Source organism: Paenibacillus sp. FSL K6-1122 (genome assembly GCF_037977015.1).
In the GTDB taxonomy this organism is placed as follows: Bacteria; Bacillota; Bacilli; order Paenibacillales; family Paenibacillaceae; genus Paenibacillus; species Paenibacillus amylolyticus.
On record NZ_CP150272.1, the window covers coordinates 5,674,411 to 5,691,555 of the forward strand.

The following is a 17,145-nucleotide window of genomic DNA, read 5'->3' on the forward strand; positions in this document are numbered from 1 at the left end:
ATAAAAATACGACTATCCAAGCGAGGTGACGCCGATGAAATGGGGAGAGATTACTGAATTACACCCAGATCGTTTTGTACTTGTGGAAGCAATCAAGGCAAGTTCCAGCAACCATGTCCGTCAACTAGAGGATATAGCTGTTATTCAAAACTATGATAATCCTCAAGAAGCCTGGAGCGGTTACAAAGAACTGCACAAGCTCCATCCGACACGCGAGTTATATGTATTTCATACGAGCAGAAGCGATGTTGAGGTTGTAGAGGAATTTTTCTCAGGAGCCTCATGCAAAGTTGACTTTGAATTAATGAATGTTCAATTTTCAACATAAGCCATGTAATGATAACCTTTGATGGTTGTCGTTGCGTGGCTTATTTTTGTACACCATGGTTGGGTGACTCAATCCCGGAACACGGATCATCTGATGTAATAAACTATAATCAACAGCAAAAAAGCCTTGCCCCATTCTTCATGACAAAGAATAGAGAAAGGCTTTCATGCTGCTACTTAATCCTAACTGTAATTCGCAACTAAATCTTCAGTTCTCCAAGCTTAATCAGCTCGACAACTGCCTGCGAACGACCCTTAACATTGAGTTTCTGCATCACATTCGAAATATGGTTTGAAACACACAAAAAAACTATAGCCTACCCAATACAGAATGGATCTCAACATTGTTTGCTTTATCAACTATAATGTTTGACACTAATTTTTTCAGGATCAGGTTCACTTGGTCTACTTCAGTAAATTGTCTTAGATCTGATAATTCATCAAGTGAGATGTTTATCTCCTTAAACTGTTCACTGTCATTCAAAGCTCGTTCTAATTCAGATTTCATTTTGGACAACTGTTCTTGTTTCTGTTTAATCTCTTGTTCATACTGTTCCTTCTCAAACTCATATTGCTCATCATCAATTTCATCGTTTAACTTTTGCTTTCGGATTTCAAAAAGCATTTTACGTGTATTCTGTATCTGCTTCTCATATTTAACGATTAACTTTCCAGTATCTTCTTTCGCTTTTTTAGTGAAGGTTACAGTCTTCCCCGACTTTGTTTTACTTCTAAGTTTCTCGCTCAATCTTTCAATAAGAGCATCTTTGAAATCGTCGTATGGAATCCTATTGTGATTTTCACATCCAGTTTCACCCTGTCTTCTTCTCTTAGAACAAACTAAGTAACGATAGCTGTTCTTCTTGCCGTTTGAGGTCACAATGTTTAATGATGATCCACAATGCTTACACTTGATTATACCAGCGAATACATTGACTTTGTTTCTTACCCCTCCACGCTTTCCACCGCCACGCTCTAACCGTATCTCCTGTGCCTTTCTAAATAGCTCCTCACTAACAATTGCTTCATGAGTCTGCTTACCGCTTTCTTCCCATAGCTCCTTGTCACGCTTAACCAACTTTCTAGATTTATCAGAGATATTGTTGATATCGTTATAAACCTTTACAACTGTAAATTTATTAAATATGTTTTTACCTGTATATATCTCATTCGTTAGTATACGCTCTACAGACGTTATTCCCCAGTTCCCTCCTCTGTAAGAGGGAACTTTCTCTTTATTCAGATACTTTGTTATAGCTTTCTCACCCATCTTTTGATTGACATACATATCAAAAATGAGTTGAACGATCCTGGCACGTTCATTAGGTACAATGGTTTTCCTATCATCGACCTTTATTTTGTCATAGCCCAATGGTGCAATAGTACCTAAATAATTTCCTTTCATTCCAGACTGACGTATACCTCTTCGTGAAGATATGCTAATTTGCTCACTCAACTTTTGGTTAACTGCTGAGAATATTTGAAATTTAAACTCGTCATGATCAACTTGTGAATCATAGTTCTCGTCCAAGGATACAACCCTTAAACCAAGCTTATCTACAAGAGTTCTCTTCAAACCTAACGAGTCATACGTATCACGAGAGAATCTAGATAAAGAAGAAAAGAGGATGGTTTTAAAGTAACCCTTACCTGCATCCTCAATTAGTGTCTGAATAGATGGTCTTCCAACAATGGATGTACCACTATCCCTGTCTACATATATGTACTCTTCACGAACCTTTAAACTTAGCTGTCTGGCTTTCTCTTCACAATCCATCCGTTGGTGTTCTGGACTGAACTTTTGTGACTCCTTTGTTGTGGATACCCTAACATATATTGCTGCATCCTCATATCTCATGTGACATTCCCCTCAGTCTGTAGATTTAATTGTGATATCATAGTCTGTAGCAGGGAAATTTTTGATCGCTCTTTGTACTACAGTATCAACTACAAATTGAATTGCTGCTTTTGCTTCTTCTTCGCTACGGTTATCGTCTATAAAAATAAAGTTGAATGATTTAGATTTTGTCTGCTTGTTTGTCTCCTTCATCCGTTGTACACCACCCGTATGACTTTCGTACGGATAATGTATGCGAATGCTGCTTGGACGAATGACAGACAATGTTTTTGCTGCACTTTGGATATTCACTCACCTCCTCACCTTGTATATTCGAGGTAATAGTAGTTGTCACCCGGACACCCCACGAGACTACTCAGTATTCTAAGACATGTTCCATTTGTGTTTAGTGTAGTTTAGAGTGCAATGAATAGATGGATTACAATTGAGTCTAGAGATAATCTTGCATGTTCTTTTGTTATGTATTTCTATTCTTGATCCTTCAACTTAATTTGCATTTGTTCAAAGGTAAACGGTTGATGCACATTGTATATTTGACCATCAATCTCTATCTGTCCTATTGGTATGTATCCTTTATACACTTTCTGTTCATTCTCATTACTGTCTACTTCAATGCTTTTTTGACCAGTCGTTGATTGCTCCGATTGAATCAAAACTATTTTTCCATCTTGAGTGTTTGTAAAAACTCCAGTATCGTTTTCTAGCTTAGGTAAACCCAAGTCTTTCTTTGCATCTGTTATCGAATCATATCTTCTAAATATGGGAATTACATTGGTTTGCTTGTTTCCCATCTCAAATGCATAAACTGGCTTAGCCTGTGCCTTATATGAATTTTCACCGAAAGGCAATATGGTAACATTAGATAACCTGTAGCCGATATTTGGATCAGTGTTAATACGGTCAATTGTGGGACGATAAGATTGATTCTGGTCATTTTCAAGAAAGCGCTTTGTCTGCGTAATCCATTCCTTCCACATTTCTGGCTTCAAATTAATAATTTCACTCACTCCGCTAATCGGATCACTCCAATCGCAGTGAACTCCTCTATAAATACCTTGCGAATAACGACAGCTATGAATTCTCGACTCCACTGATTTAAAAAGGAGATATGCAGCCATGGAGTACTCTTCCTCAATAACTTCATCCTCAATCAAACTCTGTACACATAAAATTCCTCTTGGTAAATATGTGTTCTCTCCATACTTTTCAACCCATTTTTTAATTTCTGATGGGTGTAATTTGTATGGTCTTCCCATTTTTTTATCTGCCATTTTATAATCTACCTTTCTTAAATGTTAATACTACTTTCTAGTTCATTCTTATTCATTTTAGAAGTCGGACACCTAAGCCCGACCCCATACTTTTTGCTTTATCTTATCTAACTCTGTGGTATCTTAACTTGCACAACATCTTAAAACTAAAGTCCATCACCCCATAGTCATTAATAACATAAGGTTCACCTTTATGATGAAAATAATTTGGTTCAGTTCTTTTAATTTCATATCTACTTCCCATGGTTAAGGAATCTAATTTGAATTTGTTATCAACAACCTCAGCGTATATTGGCATAAGCAGAATCCCTCTTGTAATATTTTAATTGCAATTTTGGGTTGTAGAACATCTCAGTGTTTGCGGTATATGTATTATCCATACTGTAGCGCTCCCCCTCAGTGTATATAGAACCATCATCCACCTTAACCTCATAAATCTGTCCTACTGTAAAATCACTCGTTTCCCCACTTACCAATTCAATATAATCCGCATCGTTAATATTGGTGATCTCGATCAAGCCATTATGCATGTTCTTTCCTCCGTGTTTAAATATTTTAATAGACACAATTGACAGTACCACCAAATCAAATCAATTTGCACCACCACCTTTAATAAGCTTCAAAGGTGTCTATTTATATATAACACTTGTTAAATCGTATGTAGTTAATCCCATGCACTGATGTATCCCATTTGCACCTGACCAGCTCTATCCAGCATAGGAGCGTATTCTTCCGGTACAGAGCCGATTCTCCACATTAACTGTTCTTTTGATATAGTTGAAATTTGCTCCATCATAACTATGCTGTCATCACGCAATCCACATTCCATAGCGTCCAAATTAACATGTGTAGGCATCGCTTTCTTCTTGGCTGTGGTAACTGAAGCTACCTGTACCGTTGGGCTATATTTGTTACCCATGTCATTTTGTATTATGAGAACTGGGCGTTTGCCTCTCTGAACACTGCCGCTGCTAGTATTGATTAATTCTGCGAACCATAGTTCATATCTCTTATATTCAGTCTTTTGAGCAGTCAACATTTCATATCACTCCGTTTATCTATTGTTTATATCAGAATTATAACAAACAAAATATATAATGTACATATATTTATACTTAAAAAATAAAAAAATAGGATTAGCTCTATTTGCTAATCCATTCTCTATAAAATTAAAACAAAAAAAGCCCTATTTATAAGGCTTCATCAAAGTTGATTTCTATGAAAATTTGGTATTTCATTTAGACAACAACCACGGATGTACTTATTTATCCGTGGCCTATTGGTAGGTTTGTCATGCAACTATGTTACTAGAATTATCTGGACTATCAATTCTAGCGCTAGTCTTTTTAAAAAATTTTACTGAATTTTTATTCAATCCCCAAATGAAGAAAATTAACCAAATGATTGGTAGAAGCCACCACAGACCTTGCCAAGCAAAAGTAAGAGTAATGTTGCTTAACTCAGCAGAAACTCCTATTAAAGCAACGAATATCAGAAGACCATGAGAAGCAAATAAAAAAGGGTACTTTTCAAATACAGTTGAATTACTTTCATTTGAACTCGATATTCGTTTCCCGACCATCTTTCCAAGTGAAGTTAACAAAAAGAATAGTATGACAATTACAGACGAAGCACCAATACTACTTAAAATCAGAATTTTTCCATACGAAAGTTGGTTGGCATTGTTGAATAAGCTGGTAAACGCTTGAACAGACCCAAATACCCCCATGAGTATGGCTGCAAAAATACCTAGAATAGATATAAATTGCGCTACCATATTGTCATATTTCGATTTTGCTTCTTGATCAATTTTTTCAATTTTTGATTGAAGTGAATTATTTTTAATATTTAATTCTTCATTCAACTGTTCAAGTGCTTGGTATCGCTTATTTAATTCTTCAAGTTGTCTTTGATTTTCGGTGAACAAGTGAGTTTTTTGAATTGCAGCTAATTCAATATGTCGTATTATCTTATAATAAGTTTTCCTTGTTTCATCATTATTAACTTCATCTGTTGAACTGTTAAAGTAATCAACTCCAGTTGTTTTTAACATTTCGAATAAACGATCGGTAACGTCATCTGTAATTTTAGTAAAGATAATCAGAGTTATATGGTTGTATGGAATTAGTCCATTATCAAAGTCACAAAGATTTAACTTAGAGATGAATTCTCTAACAGGCTCAGTATTATCTATTTGCCGCTCTTGAGAATGGTGTTGAGTAAATAAATCATCAAGGTTTTGCTTTTCATTTCCCTCTGTCTGTACAACTATAATTTGATCTATTAAAGTTTTGAAATGAGACAGAAATTGATCTTGACTGTATCTATCTGTATCTACAATCATTTTTTAAAGTCCCCTAGAATTTCTTCTAAAGTATAAGGACGTACATATCTTCTATTGAGAATATCATCCCTGTAGTCTGCCCAACCCTTTAATTCATGAGATGTTTGAACCAATTTAAAAGCATCCACTCCAAGTAAGTTAAGAATGACTTGATCCCATGATGCATAATCTGAGCTGTACGTGCCTTTTGTTACAATCGACTTTTCTCTAAAGTGATTGTAACTGTAATATACAGTTGGTACTACTGGGCCGTATTGCCACTTTTCGAATGGCATATCATAAGTTTCACGTGCTAATGTATCAATTTCACCTGTATTTCTCATGTGGAAACCAAGTGAGAAGTACATCACTTTTTGTAAATGTAGGTTTGTTACAGGTAAAGAATTGCGAGAAGCAACTTCGAATATATGACTGGACAACTCTCTCATCCCCGACATTTAAATTCCCCCTTCACTTGTATGTAAATTTAAATTATATCTCTTGTGTCGCTTCTAACCACGAAAGAACATGTGTTCCTATATCTTATACTCCTTATTATGCCATAAATTTAGCCAAAATGATACCCTTTTCCAAAAATTATTGTTGTTATTGGTGCAAGCATATGGTAACATATTAAAGTTTGCCGACCATTGGTAATATTATTGTAATAATATTTACATGCAAAGCAGGGGAGAGGACACCCAATTCAATCAATAGCTCAGTTAATATTGAGTCGATGTTTTTGAAATATTCACATGTTAATCAAGCTGTCTCCCTCAAAGAGTGTTGTTGACGTTCCTAGGTGAGTCTGAACCGTTGAGCCCTCAATGGCAATCAGCTTGCCATTCAAATATACCTTTGCTCCATTCCCTGTTGTAATACGTCCCTGACCACTTCCACTCGTACCAGGACTAATTGAGATGATGCTTCCACCTCTTTGTGGCGATGGTGATGGATCAGCAACCCATTGTTCAGTGGTAGAGTCTCCTACGCATGCTACCGAGACACCATTGACTGTAAACTTGTTGCTGATGGTTGCTAAAGTGCCCGTAACCTTTGCTCCCGTCGTATGTGTCGTTGTGTCATAAACGGTACTATAACCTGTACAGTTTCCAAATTGATCCCAAGATGAGCATTCAGATCCAGATGGATATCTTTCAACATATGAGACATGTCCACTCTTAGTTGAATCCTGTGTCGTTGATCCTTGTAATGCTATTTTTGCGATAATAATCTTCCTTTCTTACATCATGTAAATTTTAAGATACCTCTGTTCAGTTGAGTTATCGTCAGCGTAATCTATTGCTTGCTTTTTAGAACTGTCTTTGATTTTTGCATCTGCTTTCAAATTTGTCATTTCCCCAAAATAGAAATCATTCTTAGTAATTACGGTCAACATTAGCGCCGTTTTTCCGTCATCACGTTGAACATTAACATCGAGGGCATTTCTCTTAATTGCTTTGTAAGCTTCGTAATTATTCTCTTCAACAACGTACATTAGCAGTGTATTACCACCATTAGATAAGTCTTGGGCGTTTACATCAAGTGTTCCATTATTCAATGCTGTACGGATCTTCTCAGCATCTAATTTATTATCAGTTGAGTAAATCTCTTTCAAATCCTTCACCTTTTTGCTTGCGGTTGTATTTGTGTTATTGTTGCTTGGAGTAGTAACGACTGTTCCAAATTGAACACCCGTAGGACCAGTGTTTGTTGTGCTGTTAGCCGTAACACCCTCTTTTAAAGAAACCTGAGAACTTGTAATAGATTCTACAGAGTAGCCCAAAGCGTTTGCTGTGTCTCTCACTGGAAGGTAGAGTCTTCCTCCAATATTCATTGGACTTTCAGAAAGTTTTGCTTGAGTGCCATCTACAACAATTTTAACATTGCTTTGAGTTGCTTTAAGATATGTAGCTGCCCCTACCGCTGTTCCTGCTGTAACTGCAACTCCAACAACTGCTCCAAATAGAAATGTTGGCAGTTTTTTAAACATCTTTTTCATCTTATGTACCTCCAATTTAATATGGAATATACCTAGTAAAATCTAGATACAGTATATCCCATATATCGGTCACACGAATGATTTTATTACTTTACTACTTCACTCTTACTCCGTTGATGTAAACCTCTTTACCAATATTAAGGTTTGGCTCCTTAGTCTCTTCTGGTTCATGTGTGATCAGGCTTATGTAGCTATTTAACATGTCTGGCTCAGTGTATTCTTTAATTTGTTCATAGATGTAGTTATCTAGCATCTTTGTAAGATTGTGCTCCATGACAAAATTCATAAGGATATCACTTTAGTTCATGGTCGTTTCGTACCAGTCTCTCGTTTCAATTAGTTCCGTCATTAATGCTTTTTGTAGCTCATAGTTTTTACTCATATGTATGTTCCCCTTTATTGATTAGTTTGTGTGAAAATTGAATGCTTTACCATGGAATTCAAACGTACCGTCTGCTGTAATCTCAATATAACCATTAGTGTTACCGATCTTCATTGGCCCTTCATCAGCCATTGCTGTTAGCTCCTTGGCTGTGAATACCATTTTTGCATCTTGAGAATCTAGATAAACACCGCTATCTTTAAAGTCAACACTGCGCTCTTTTCCTGTATTACTTGCTTTATAAAGTTGCTTATAACCGCCATTGTACTTGGTATTAACCATTTTAGCTCGATTATTAGCACCACCGTCACCTGTACCAATGATATCAGTTGGTTGAGCCGCATCTCCTGAGCCATCAAAGCTAATCTCTCGCTTAATCTTCTCATTCGTCAACTTATATGCATAAGCAATGATACCTGTATCTTCCGTAGTCAGAATACGCTTTTCACTATCTTGCCAGAACAATAAACGATCACGGGAATCCTTGGCTTGCTCTTTTGATTGAACCTGTGCAGTAATCCAGCGTTGATAATTATCTTGGATGTCAATGTAGTCAATGAACTGCCCTACATCTGCATCTTTACCAATAGTTTTCAGTCTGTTAACGGTTAGGTTGTTGATGTAACCCTCGTCAGCAAGGATTGTGTTAACCTCAAGCATTTCAGCAACCAATTTCCCCACATTAATGATATCAAACTTATCCATGTCTAGGATTCCTGCATCTGTATCCAACAAAACTTCACCAGCTTTACCGTAAAACTTAGCTTTGTGAGCCTTAAGATTCCCGTATAGATCCACGGAAAATGCTGCATCATCAAAATCTTCTGACCCACTCCAAAATCCAAGCTTCGGGAACATTTTCATGATACCTTCACCATCTCTAAGTGTAAGCCTGTTGCCTACTAGATCAGCTTCAGCCAAAATATACTTTTTAATTCTCTCTGTGTGATTCGTAAATCTTCGATCTCCTTGAAACCACTCAAATGGATTTTCTTCAATTTTCTCATCTAGAATCTTACGGATTCCCTGTTTAGCAAGGACGTACAATTCTAGATTCCCTCCAATTTGTGAGTTTGATGCAAAACTGTATGTATTTCTGTAGGCTTCGAAAACATCATTTGCTGTTTCTGCCTGTTCGATGAAAAAGTCACGATCCCGATCAACATTGACGCCAGATGTATAAAAAGCCGTTTTATCATGAGCTCTAATTTTGTTTATTTCAAACTCATTCTCCTGACTAAATTCATATAAAACAGGGCTCCCATCTTCAAATTTTGCTACTAATGTATGAGCAATTAATTTACCTTTATCAACCCTTTCTTTAATACCAGGCCGTCTTTTGTAATATCTCTCAAACCAAAATTTGATGATTTTCTTCAAAGCTTTCATGTCTCTATGTTGTGATTTCTCGAACTCTTCCATAATTATCTTTGCAAGATCAACATCACCAGCCGAGAAAATGATCATATCATCAATTCTCCAAATCTTTTTACCATCATTACTAAGTCGGAAGTTCACACCATTAACTTCTGTAGAAATGGCTGAATCAGCCCCCATATACAAAAAATCTTTGTTGAACATAACCTGACAATAACTCAATTAGACATCTCCCTTTTTATCTTTTAGAAATTCAGTGAATTTATTCCGATAGAACTCATATATCTCATAGGCTTCTGGTGTTTGAGCAAGACAGTCCATTTCAAGGAACATTTTCACAATATGAATAACAATGTCTTCGTTTTCTCCCTCAGTAGGAATGTACGCATTCTCTAGGGCAAGATCATTGTAATCCTTAATGAATGCTTCCTTGTTTTTCATAGCAAGCCTATCTCCAACTTCATTTGATTCAAGAATGATAAAATCCCCATATTCGTCTCTCTCCGTATGTAGCATTGTAAGACTCTCAATTTCCTTATTCCATGTGTCATTCAATGGAGAAAGTATATCGTCTAGGAAACGCTTTTTCATTCTTTCGCCTTGAGCATTCATCTTAAGGTTGAGGATATACTTCCCCAACCATGGTATATGATAATTAGGTATCTTCAAAAATATATCTCTCCCTGTATCTATGATTTAAAACTCAACGGTGAGCTTTTTCACCTCGTTACCTTTACAGATGTAGCTTCCTTCTACATACATATCAAAATTACTCTGAATGGACATCAGCATTCCGTCAATGTGCTCTCTCTCATAGTCACTTGTTCTACTTACGATACTTCTTCCATCCTTCAATATAATCTTCACTTTCATATTCACAAATCTCCAATTCATTATGTATCATTTTCGACTTTCACTATCTACGGTCAATCTATCTACGACTTTCCTATTTCTCTTCTTCATCCCTGCTACCCTTACTAATTCTCCTTGGATCACTTCCAGCCCGGCCATAACCAGCTCATCAACCTGTACCACGCATATCTGACCTTCCTCGTATCTCATCCCTCACTTTCTTGTGTATTCATAGGCTCCAAGGGTTTGTCTTGGAATTCGTTAACCTTGTAATCATAGTTTATGAAATAAAAAATTTAATGTCAATACGTATTTTTACTCTTAATTATTTTTACATTTATCTTCTACTATAGTGTCATCTCAGAATCGATTCTCTTCCTCAGATCGTTGATTAATTAATAGGAATTTGGAACACAACTATCCTAGGAGGTATAAAGTGTCCTCCTTTGTGAATGCCCTTTTAATTCATTGTTATTTACAATCTACGAGTAGTGCGTTCTGATTCGCTAATTGATTCAGCAACATCCTTCATGGAGCGCCGGATCAATGGTCCAGCGCTTTGGTCTCCATTGTTTTTAACACCCCAATATTCCTTCAAGAATACTGCCTGTCTCCCTTTCTTAACCGGATCACTCTCAGCTTCTCCCCTATGCTCTGTGTTCTCAGCAATCAACATGTATTCAGCTTGCCATTCATCTACATCCATGGAGGATGAATTTTATCCTCTCTGTTTTTCAAAATACACTTGCAACCCCATCATTTTCATGTTAATTTAATTAAAAATACATATATTATCTCTTAAAAAAAGGGGGGGCAACCAATATTGCTCGTAAAAAGAAGCTCACAGTAACAGACATCATAGGTAGTGATTATGAACAATGGCAGCAGGGTGAGATCATCACAATTGAAGCTGGTACAGGTGTAGGTAAATCATACTTTATCAAGAACACATTGTATGAGAAGGCTAAACGTGAGGGAACTAAGATACTGTTCCTACTTAACCGAACACGGCTCAGCGAACAGTTTCAAAGTGAGATTGAACAAGACAATAAGACAGATGTAATAACGATTCTTTTGTATCAGAATGTTGAGGATATGTTAAGAAAACGAAATGTAGTAGTTAGCAAAGATTATCAGTACATAGTGTCAGATGAGTTCCATTACTTTCTCACCGAATCAAAGTTTAACAATAACACAGAAGATTCATTTAATTTAATTATATCTGAATCAGAAAAGACTAGAATGTTCATGTCCGCTACAGCAGATGCAGCAATAGAATATTTTCGCTTCAAGCATATTGAGCATCGTAGTTATAACGTCCCTCATGATTACAGTTACATCAAAGAATTAATATTCTATCAAAATGATAAAGTGTTAGAGAAGTTTTTACACTCTATTCCTAAGAATCAAAAAGCTGTTTGTTTCAGCAAAAGTGCAAAGAAAGCTTCTACCCTACATACCATATTCAAGGATTCACTTTTTGTCTGTTCTGCATCTGGAACATCTAGAGAAAAGAAATATCTCGACAAAGAAAGAATTAGCCGTATGCTCATGGAAGAGAAATTTGAGGAAAAGTTCTTGTTCACAACTTCCACACTGGATAACGGTGTCAACCTCAAAGACAAACAAATCAAGTATGTAGTTGCCGACATTGAAGACATAGATACACTCATACAATGTTTGGGTAGAAAAAGAATTGCTGATAATAGTGATAAGGTAACCGTAATAATCAAGAATATTTCAGACAAGATGATCAAAAAAAAACTTGAAGACTGTGAACGCATAATTAATCCTGCGAAGTATTTGATGGATAATGGATCACTAGAATATGTTAAGAAATATAGGAAATATAGTAGTCCAGTAATTTATGACACTGTAACCGTGGAGAATGACAAGGTTGAAAAAGTCATTAACGAATTACGATATTTTAAGGAATGCTACGACAAGAAATTTTATGAAGAGATACTACAGGAGGAAAATGGATACATGAAACATTTACAAACTAAGCTTCAACAAAATAGTTACACGATATTGGACGATACATATGAAAAAGCTACACTTTCAGATTACTTAGATAGTATTGTTGGTAAGCAACTTTATAAAGAAGAACAAGAAGAGTTAATTAAGAAGGTCAATATTCGAGACAGTAGAAACAGGTTACAACGTGGATGTCGAATTATTAACGAATACTTTATAGAAAATAACTTTCCATATAGTGTGAAAGACAAGATGAAGAATAACAAACGAAAACTTGATAATAATGAGCCTAATCCAAACTACACTAAGACGTATTGGTCACTTGCCAAATACAATTGATAATCACAAATAGTACATAAATGAAAGCGACTGAAATTAAAAAAGTCAGTGTTTATATAGGTTTTTTGATGATTTTGCATATTTTTCATGGAATAAACCCTTATAATAAGGATTCATTTAGGCAAACATTAGCTCAAAACCCTTGATACGACTGCGTTTATGACTAATGATTGATTATTTATTTTGGAATTAAATGTACCAAATTGAAACCGGAAGGTGAATTGGCGCAGCCAAGAGGAAACGCGGTAGGTCGTCATATACGTTTACGAAGCGATAGCGAAGTGTTATTGACGAGATGGTATCGTTTCCTGATTTACTACCCACGGTTACAATTACATATATAAATAGTCTTATCTAATAACTTGTCACTTTAAACTCCCACAAGGTTAATTGTTTATATTATAGGAAGTTGAAGTGACAAGTTATCATTTAACACAACAATAATAGATGGCGAGATCCATTCCGTTTCACTCCATGGCTGTCGCTCACCTTCATCCACAACAAAACCGTTGTGTCTGTCATTAGTATAAATTAGCCGGTCAATAACAGAATTGCTTGATTACCATTTCAGCTAACTTTTTAAGAATTGTTAACCAATGAGCGTCCTTAACGTTATCTTCTAGCAGGTTTGGAATATTGATGTCATGTCTATAATCCCACTTAGCGTGAACAAAGCTGTTCCTGTATTGGTATAGCGCCTTTACAAAAGTACTTACGTCATTGCTAATCACTAGTTCCATTTCATTTGCTTTTTCAACCACTTCATGTATACCATCCACATTTCTGAGAAGTCCTTCTAAGTCCTTTTCTTCCTTATTTCCATAAAGATTTGTCATATTTTTAATGAAACCATCCATATCCGTTGAGGTATTATAATCAAAGATCAATTCTTCTATTTCATTTTTACGATTTATAATGAAAAAGAACTCCAGAACACGATAAAAATAAATCGGTTCTTCAGATTTCCTACCCTTGTTATAAAAAGCGATAGGCTCGTGATACTTTGTCGTATTAAAATCTGTAAGATCAATCTCAATATCTTCATTAGGATTGTTCCAAATGTAAAGATTATCAGTATAAGTATACGGAATTATTTGAGGATAATCACCAACTACTCCATCCTCGGGTCTATTATACTTTGCTAGCAAAAATAATACTTGTTGCAATACTCTATCTATTTCGTTTTGTTCGCACCCTTTTAATTTTATCGTTTCATAAAAACCCCATCCATTAAAATAATCATCCCTAGAAAAAGATGCAAATAATAACCTATACAAATTGCTCGGTTCTGAGATTTCAACACCCACATGATTCAATTTGAATCCACTCTCAAATTCAGTTTTTGGCCAGTTTCCTATAGAAAGATAGGTTAATAAAACTTCACAATATTTTTCTTTTTTAGAGTAAAGACCAACATCCTCGTATATCACTAATCCTGGGTTAGTTTTCTCAAGGGATTTTTTGTCTAATTGGTATAACAAGTTTTCTTCGCTTCTGCTTCTTACTTTAATATCAAAATCTCCACGCAAATTTTCCCATTCTATGCAAACAACAATCTCAGTACTTCTACATTTCAATACAAATCTTTCTTTGTCCAGTCTTAGAATCTCAAAAAATTTAGTAAATTCAGGTATATCATTCTCAAACTCTTTCTCAATCGCTCTTAATTCTATACTTACCATACACTGCCTCCTACTCATTTATCAGCAACATAATGAATCTTAGTATGACTACGTAATTCCTTAATATCTAATACATTTATCTGTCTCAGACAAATAACAGCCATCTCAAGCAGTTTGACCACATTCCCTTTGTTTAAAATTTCCTAGCATATAATCCTAGTTTGTACTAATTATACGAAATAATATTATCATAAATCTATTTCTTGCCCTATTCAGTTAATTATTCAATAGAATAGAATGCACTTTTGAGGGCGATAATGAATCAAGTAGTAATTGATTCTTATTAAGGTGGTCATTATGAGATATAAGAAAAGGTATGAATATAAGATTATTTCACGTTATCCAGACGAAGACCTTGCAGTTCCAGAAGAAATTATGGAGACGCAAATCCTCAATTGGATGGAGCATGTTCTACTGAGTTATTCCAGTGAGAACCAAATAGAAAACAGTCAAAATTCGGAGGATTGATTTTTTTGATGAGAGTACTCAAAGATCATGAAAAGCTCGCCAGGGAAGATATTGTATCCTTGATCGATAAGATTAAAGCTATTGTTTATACACGAGTATCATCTGATATACAAGTGGATAACTACTCACTTGAATCACAGACACAAATATGCGTAAAGGAAGCAAAAGAGAAGTTTGATATCAGCGAACATGAGATTATTGTGTTGCGAGAAGAGGCTGAATCTGGGGATAATCCTAACCGTCCAATGCTGGATTACATCTTATTTCTCCTTGAAAAAGGAATAGGGAACACAGTCATCTTCTTGCATCCTGATAGACTGAGTAGACATTTGCATTTACAACAACAAATCACACATAAGATTTGGGAACTCGGATGCGACCTTCATTTTGTAGAGTTTGATTTACAAAAAGACAATGCCGAATCGATGTTGAATTATAACATCCAAGGTTCCATTGCTCAATACAATAAGGCTAAGATTCTCGCCAATACAAAACGTGGAAGAAGAGCTATGGTCGCTGACAATAAAATACCGGGAATGAACCGTATCTATGGATATACCTATGATAAAGACTTACATACATTAGTCGAAAATAAATTTGAAAAAGAAGGGTATTTAATTATGGTAAAACTGGTGTTAGGGGGTTCAACTTGTTCTGAAGTTGCTGAATATTTGGCTACTAGAAAATATCCCCCTCCCAAAGGAGATAAATGGTATCAGACAACAATTAGTCGTATATTAAGAAATGAATCATACATGGGAACCTTCTACTATGGGAAGACAGAAATTGTACGCTCATATGGAAAGACAAAACAATTATCAAAGCCCAGAGATGAATGGCATAAAATTGATATTCCTCCATATATAAATGAAATAACATTTGAGAATTTACAGAAAGTCCTTGATAGCAATACTAAGAACGGCGGTATGCCATCAGAATATAACTTATTGAGGAGTATCGTAAGATGTGGAAGGTGTGGATCAGCCGTTTCGGCTGGTGTTACAAGTGTAACTCAAAGTAGGGCTCTTAAGTACTATTCATGTACGCGAAAAGCAACAAAATCATTCAGTTTTGAAACTGGTGAATCCAATTCCACTTGCAGAGGAGCTAATTTTCGTGTCGATATAATTGACTCTATTGTATGGAATGAACTGTCTAAGTTAATCATCAATCCTGAAAAATTGATTAAAAAATTATTAGAACGCTTATCAGACAAAAGTAAAATTGATGAGATGGAAATTAGAAGAGACTCTATTATTAAAGAAATTACCAATAAAGAAAAGTCTAAAGAAAGATATATTGACCTTTATGCAACTGGCTTTATCATAACCAAAGAAGAATTATCAAGTAAACTGCTATCAGTTGAGAAAGAACTTGCTGCATTGCAACAAGAACTATCATCATTGAACGAAAACTTAGGTCTGAACAGTGGACAAAATAATGTACAATTGAGATTACCGTTGCTGGAGAAATATCAAAAAATCATCAAGAATGAATTGCAAATGATAGACATGAGAAAAATAGTTGGCATCCTTGTCAATAAAATAGTCTTACATGATGACAAACATATTGAGATATTCTACAAATTCACCGCTGAGAGCCATTTAATTAGCAGTGATACCTACTTCTCTGATTCAGACAACTTTGATAAGCTTAAGTGGGTAGTTGAATCCCCCCCTCCTAAATGGGTGAATATTGAACACCTTTACCCTCAGATGCTGAAGATGTACAACGAAGAGTTGCTTAGCTTTGAACAGATAGCTGAATCAACTGGAACAGATTGGTGGACTATTAAGCAAATGTTTAAGGCTAAGGGAGCCATCTTGCTTACAACTAAAGAAAGAGGAGTAAAAAGACGTGCTCGTGATTTTGAGAAGGTATACAATCTTCACTATGTTGATGGACTAGCCTTCACTAAGATTTATAAAGAACATGGCTTAAGTCCATACTATTGTAAACAGGTGCTTCAAGAAAACATACACAAGTTAAAAAAATGAAAAAAATACCCCTCTGTGTCCTCTGGAATAAACACTGTATTCCCCCTCCTCTATGGAGGGCTATTTTGTGTAGATGGGATGGCATTATGTGGTGACGTTTTTATCCAATTGAATTTCCCTCATTCAAATTCAACTCTCGTGTCGAAGCAGATGTGCTAGGGGCATATTTTGTAAAATAGTCACCTTTTTGGATTTAAAATATCCCCCCATGTATCTATGTATCGTCAATGCAATAACTTAATGAACCATTGATAAGTGCTAGCGGATTATTTTCCAGAAATTTATTATTT

General features: G+C 35.6%; 16 protein-coding genes and 1 pseudogene. 3 read left to right on the plus strand and 14 right to left on the minus strand.

What is annotated here, in order from left to right; translation table 11 throughout:
- The first annotated feature begins 34 nt into the window (after positions 1-34).
- The gene (locus NSQ20_RS25400) at positions 35-328 is read left to right on the plus strand and encodes a hypothetical protein (RefSeq protein WP_340031115.1); all 294 of its coding nucleotides are present in this window, start codon (positions 35-37) and stop codon (positions 326-328) included.
- A gap of 199 nt (positions 329-527) precedes the next feature.
- Here NSQ20_RS25400 and NSQ20_RS25405 read toward each other — a convergent pair.
- From NSQ20_RS25405 to NSQ20_RS25465, 13 genes and pseudogenes are all read right to left on the minus strand, one after another.
- Positions 528-626, minus strand: a pseudogene (locus tag NSQ20_RS25405) (LuxR C-terminal-related transcriptional regulator); the annotation flags it as partial.
- Positions 627-637: 11 nt separating this feature from the next.
- Complete coding sequence (locus NSQ20_RS25410; RefSeq protein ID WP_340031116.1) at positions 638-2,185, minus strand: recombinase family protein; 1,548 nt, start codon at positions 2,183-2,185, stop codon at positions 638-640.
- A 12-nt stretch (positions 2,186-2,197) separates the two neighbouring features.
- Positions 2,198-2,476, minus strand: a complete 279-nt coding sequence (locus NSQ20_RS25415) for a hypothetical protein (RefSeq protein WP_340031117.1) — start codon at positions 2,474-2,476, stop codon at positions 2,198-2,200.
- 176 nt (positions 2,477-2,652) lie between these two features.
- Positions 2,653-3,456 (minus strand): hypothetical protein, encoded by an 804-nt coding sequence (locus NSQ20_RS25420; RefSeq protein WP_340031118.1) that lies wholly within the window; start codon positions 3,454-3,456, stop codon positions 2,653-2,655.
- Between the two features lie 281 nt (positions 3,457-3,737).
- Complete coding sequence (locus NSQ20_RS25425; RefSeq protein ID WP_340031119.1) at positions 3,738-3,986, minus strand: hypothetical protein; 249 nt, start codon at positions 3,984-3,986, stop codon at positions 3,738-3,740.
- Between the two features lie 134 nt (positions 3,987-4,120).
- A complete protein-coding gene (locus NSQ20_RS25430; RefSeq protein ID WP_340031120.1) occupies positions 4,121-4,495 on the minus strand; it encodes a type II toxin-antitoxin system PemK/MazF family toxin in 375 nt (124 codons plus the stop codon).
- Between the two features lie 252 nt (positions 4,496-4,747).
- Positions 4,748-5,800 (minus strand): hypothetical protein, encoded by a 1,053-nt coding sequence (locus NSQ20_RS25435; RefSeq protein WP_340031121.1) that lies wholly within the window; start codon positions 5,798-5,800, stop codon positions 4,748-4,750.
- Complete coding sequence (locus NSQ20_RS25440; RefSeq protein ID WP_340031122.1) at positions 5,797-6,237, minus strand: type II toxin-antitoxin system antitoxin SocA domain-containing protein; 441 nt, start codon at positions 6,235-6,237, stop codon at positions 5,797-5,799. Before NSQ20_RS25440 ends, NSQ20_RS25435 begins: the two co-directional genes overlap by 4 nt.
- 785 nt (positions 6,238-7,022) lie before the next feature.
- A complete protein-coding gene (locus NSQ20_RS25445; protein ID WP_340031123.1) occupies positions 7,023-7,781 on the minus strand; it encodes a stalk domain-containing protein in 759 nt (252 codons plus the stop codon).
- Positions 7,782-8,184: 403 nt separating this feature from the next.
- A complete protein-coding gene (locus NSQ20_RS25450) occupies positions 8,185-9,762 on the minus strand; it encodes a hypothetical protein (protein WP_340031124.1) in 1,578 nt (525 codons plus the stop codon).
- The gene (locus tag NSQ20_RS25455) at positions 9,763-10,209 is read right to left on the minus strand and encodes a hypothetical protein (protein WP_340031125.1); all 447 of its coding nucleotides are present in this window, start codon (positions 10,207-10,209) and stop codon (positions 9,763-9,765) included.
- A gap of 27 nt (positions 10,210-10,236) precedes the next feature.
- Positions 10,237-10,413, minus strand: a complete 177-nt coding sequence (locus tag NSQ20_RS25460; protein WP_340031126.1) for a hypothetical protein — start codon at positions 10,411-10,413, stop codon at positions 10,237-10,239.
- Positions 10,414-10,867: 454 nt separating this feature from the next.
- Positions 10,868-11,098: a hypothetical protein gene (locus tag NSQ20_RS25465; RefSeq protein ID WP_340031127.1), complete on the minus strand. Its 231-nt coding sequence runs from the start codon at positions 11,096-11,098 to the stop codon at positions 10,868-10,870.
- A 389-nt stretch (positions 11,099-11,487) separates the two neighbouring features.
- On the opposite strand from NSQ20_RS25465, the gene NSQ20_RS25470 reads away from it, so the two are divergent.
- Positions 11,488-12,708 (plus strand): hypothetical protein, encoded by a 1,221-nt coding sequence (locus tag NSQ20_RS25470; protein ID WP_340031128.1) that lies wholly within the window; start codon positions 11,488-11,490, stop codon positions 12,706-12,708.
- 539 nt (positions 12,709-13,247) lie between these two features.
- On the opposite strand, the gene NSQ20_RS25475 is transcribed toward NSQ20_RS25470, so the two are convergent.
- Positions 13,248-14,390 carry a hypothetical protein gene (locus NSQ20_RS25475; RefSeq protein WP_340031129.1) on the minus strand — a complete coding sequence of 381 codons (1,143 nt, stop codon included), beginning with the start codon at positions 14,388-14,390 and terminating at the stop codon, positions 13,248-13,250.
- A gap of 476 nt (positions 14,391-14,866) precedes the next feature.
- Between NSQ20_RS25475 and NSQ20_RS25480 the strand changes: the two genes are divergently transcribed.
- Entirely contained in the window at positions 14,867-16,855 is a 1,989-nt protein-coding gene (locus tag NSQ20_RS25480) for a recombinase family protein (protein ID WP_340033062.1), read from the plus strand.
- Positions 16,856-17,145 lie beyond the last annotated feature (290 nt).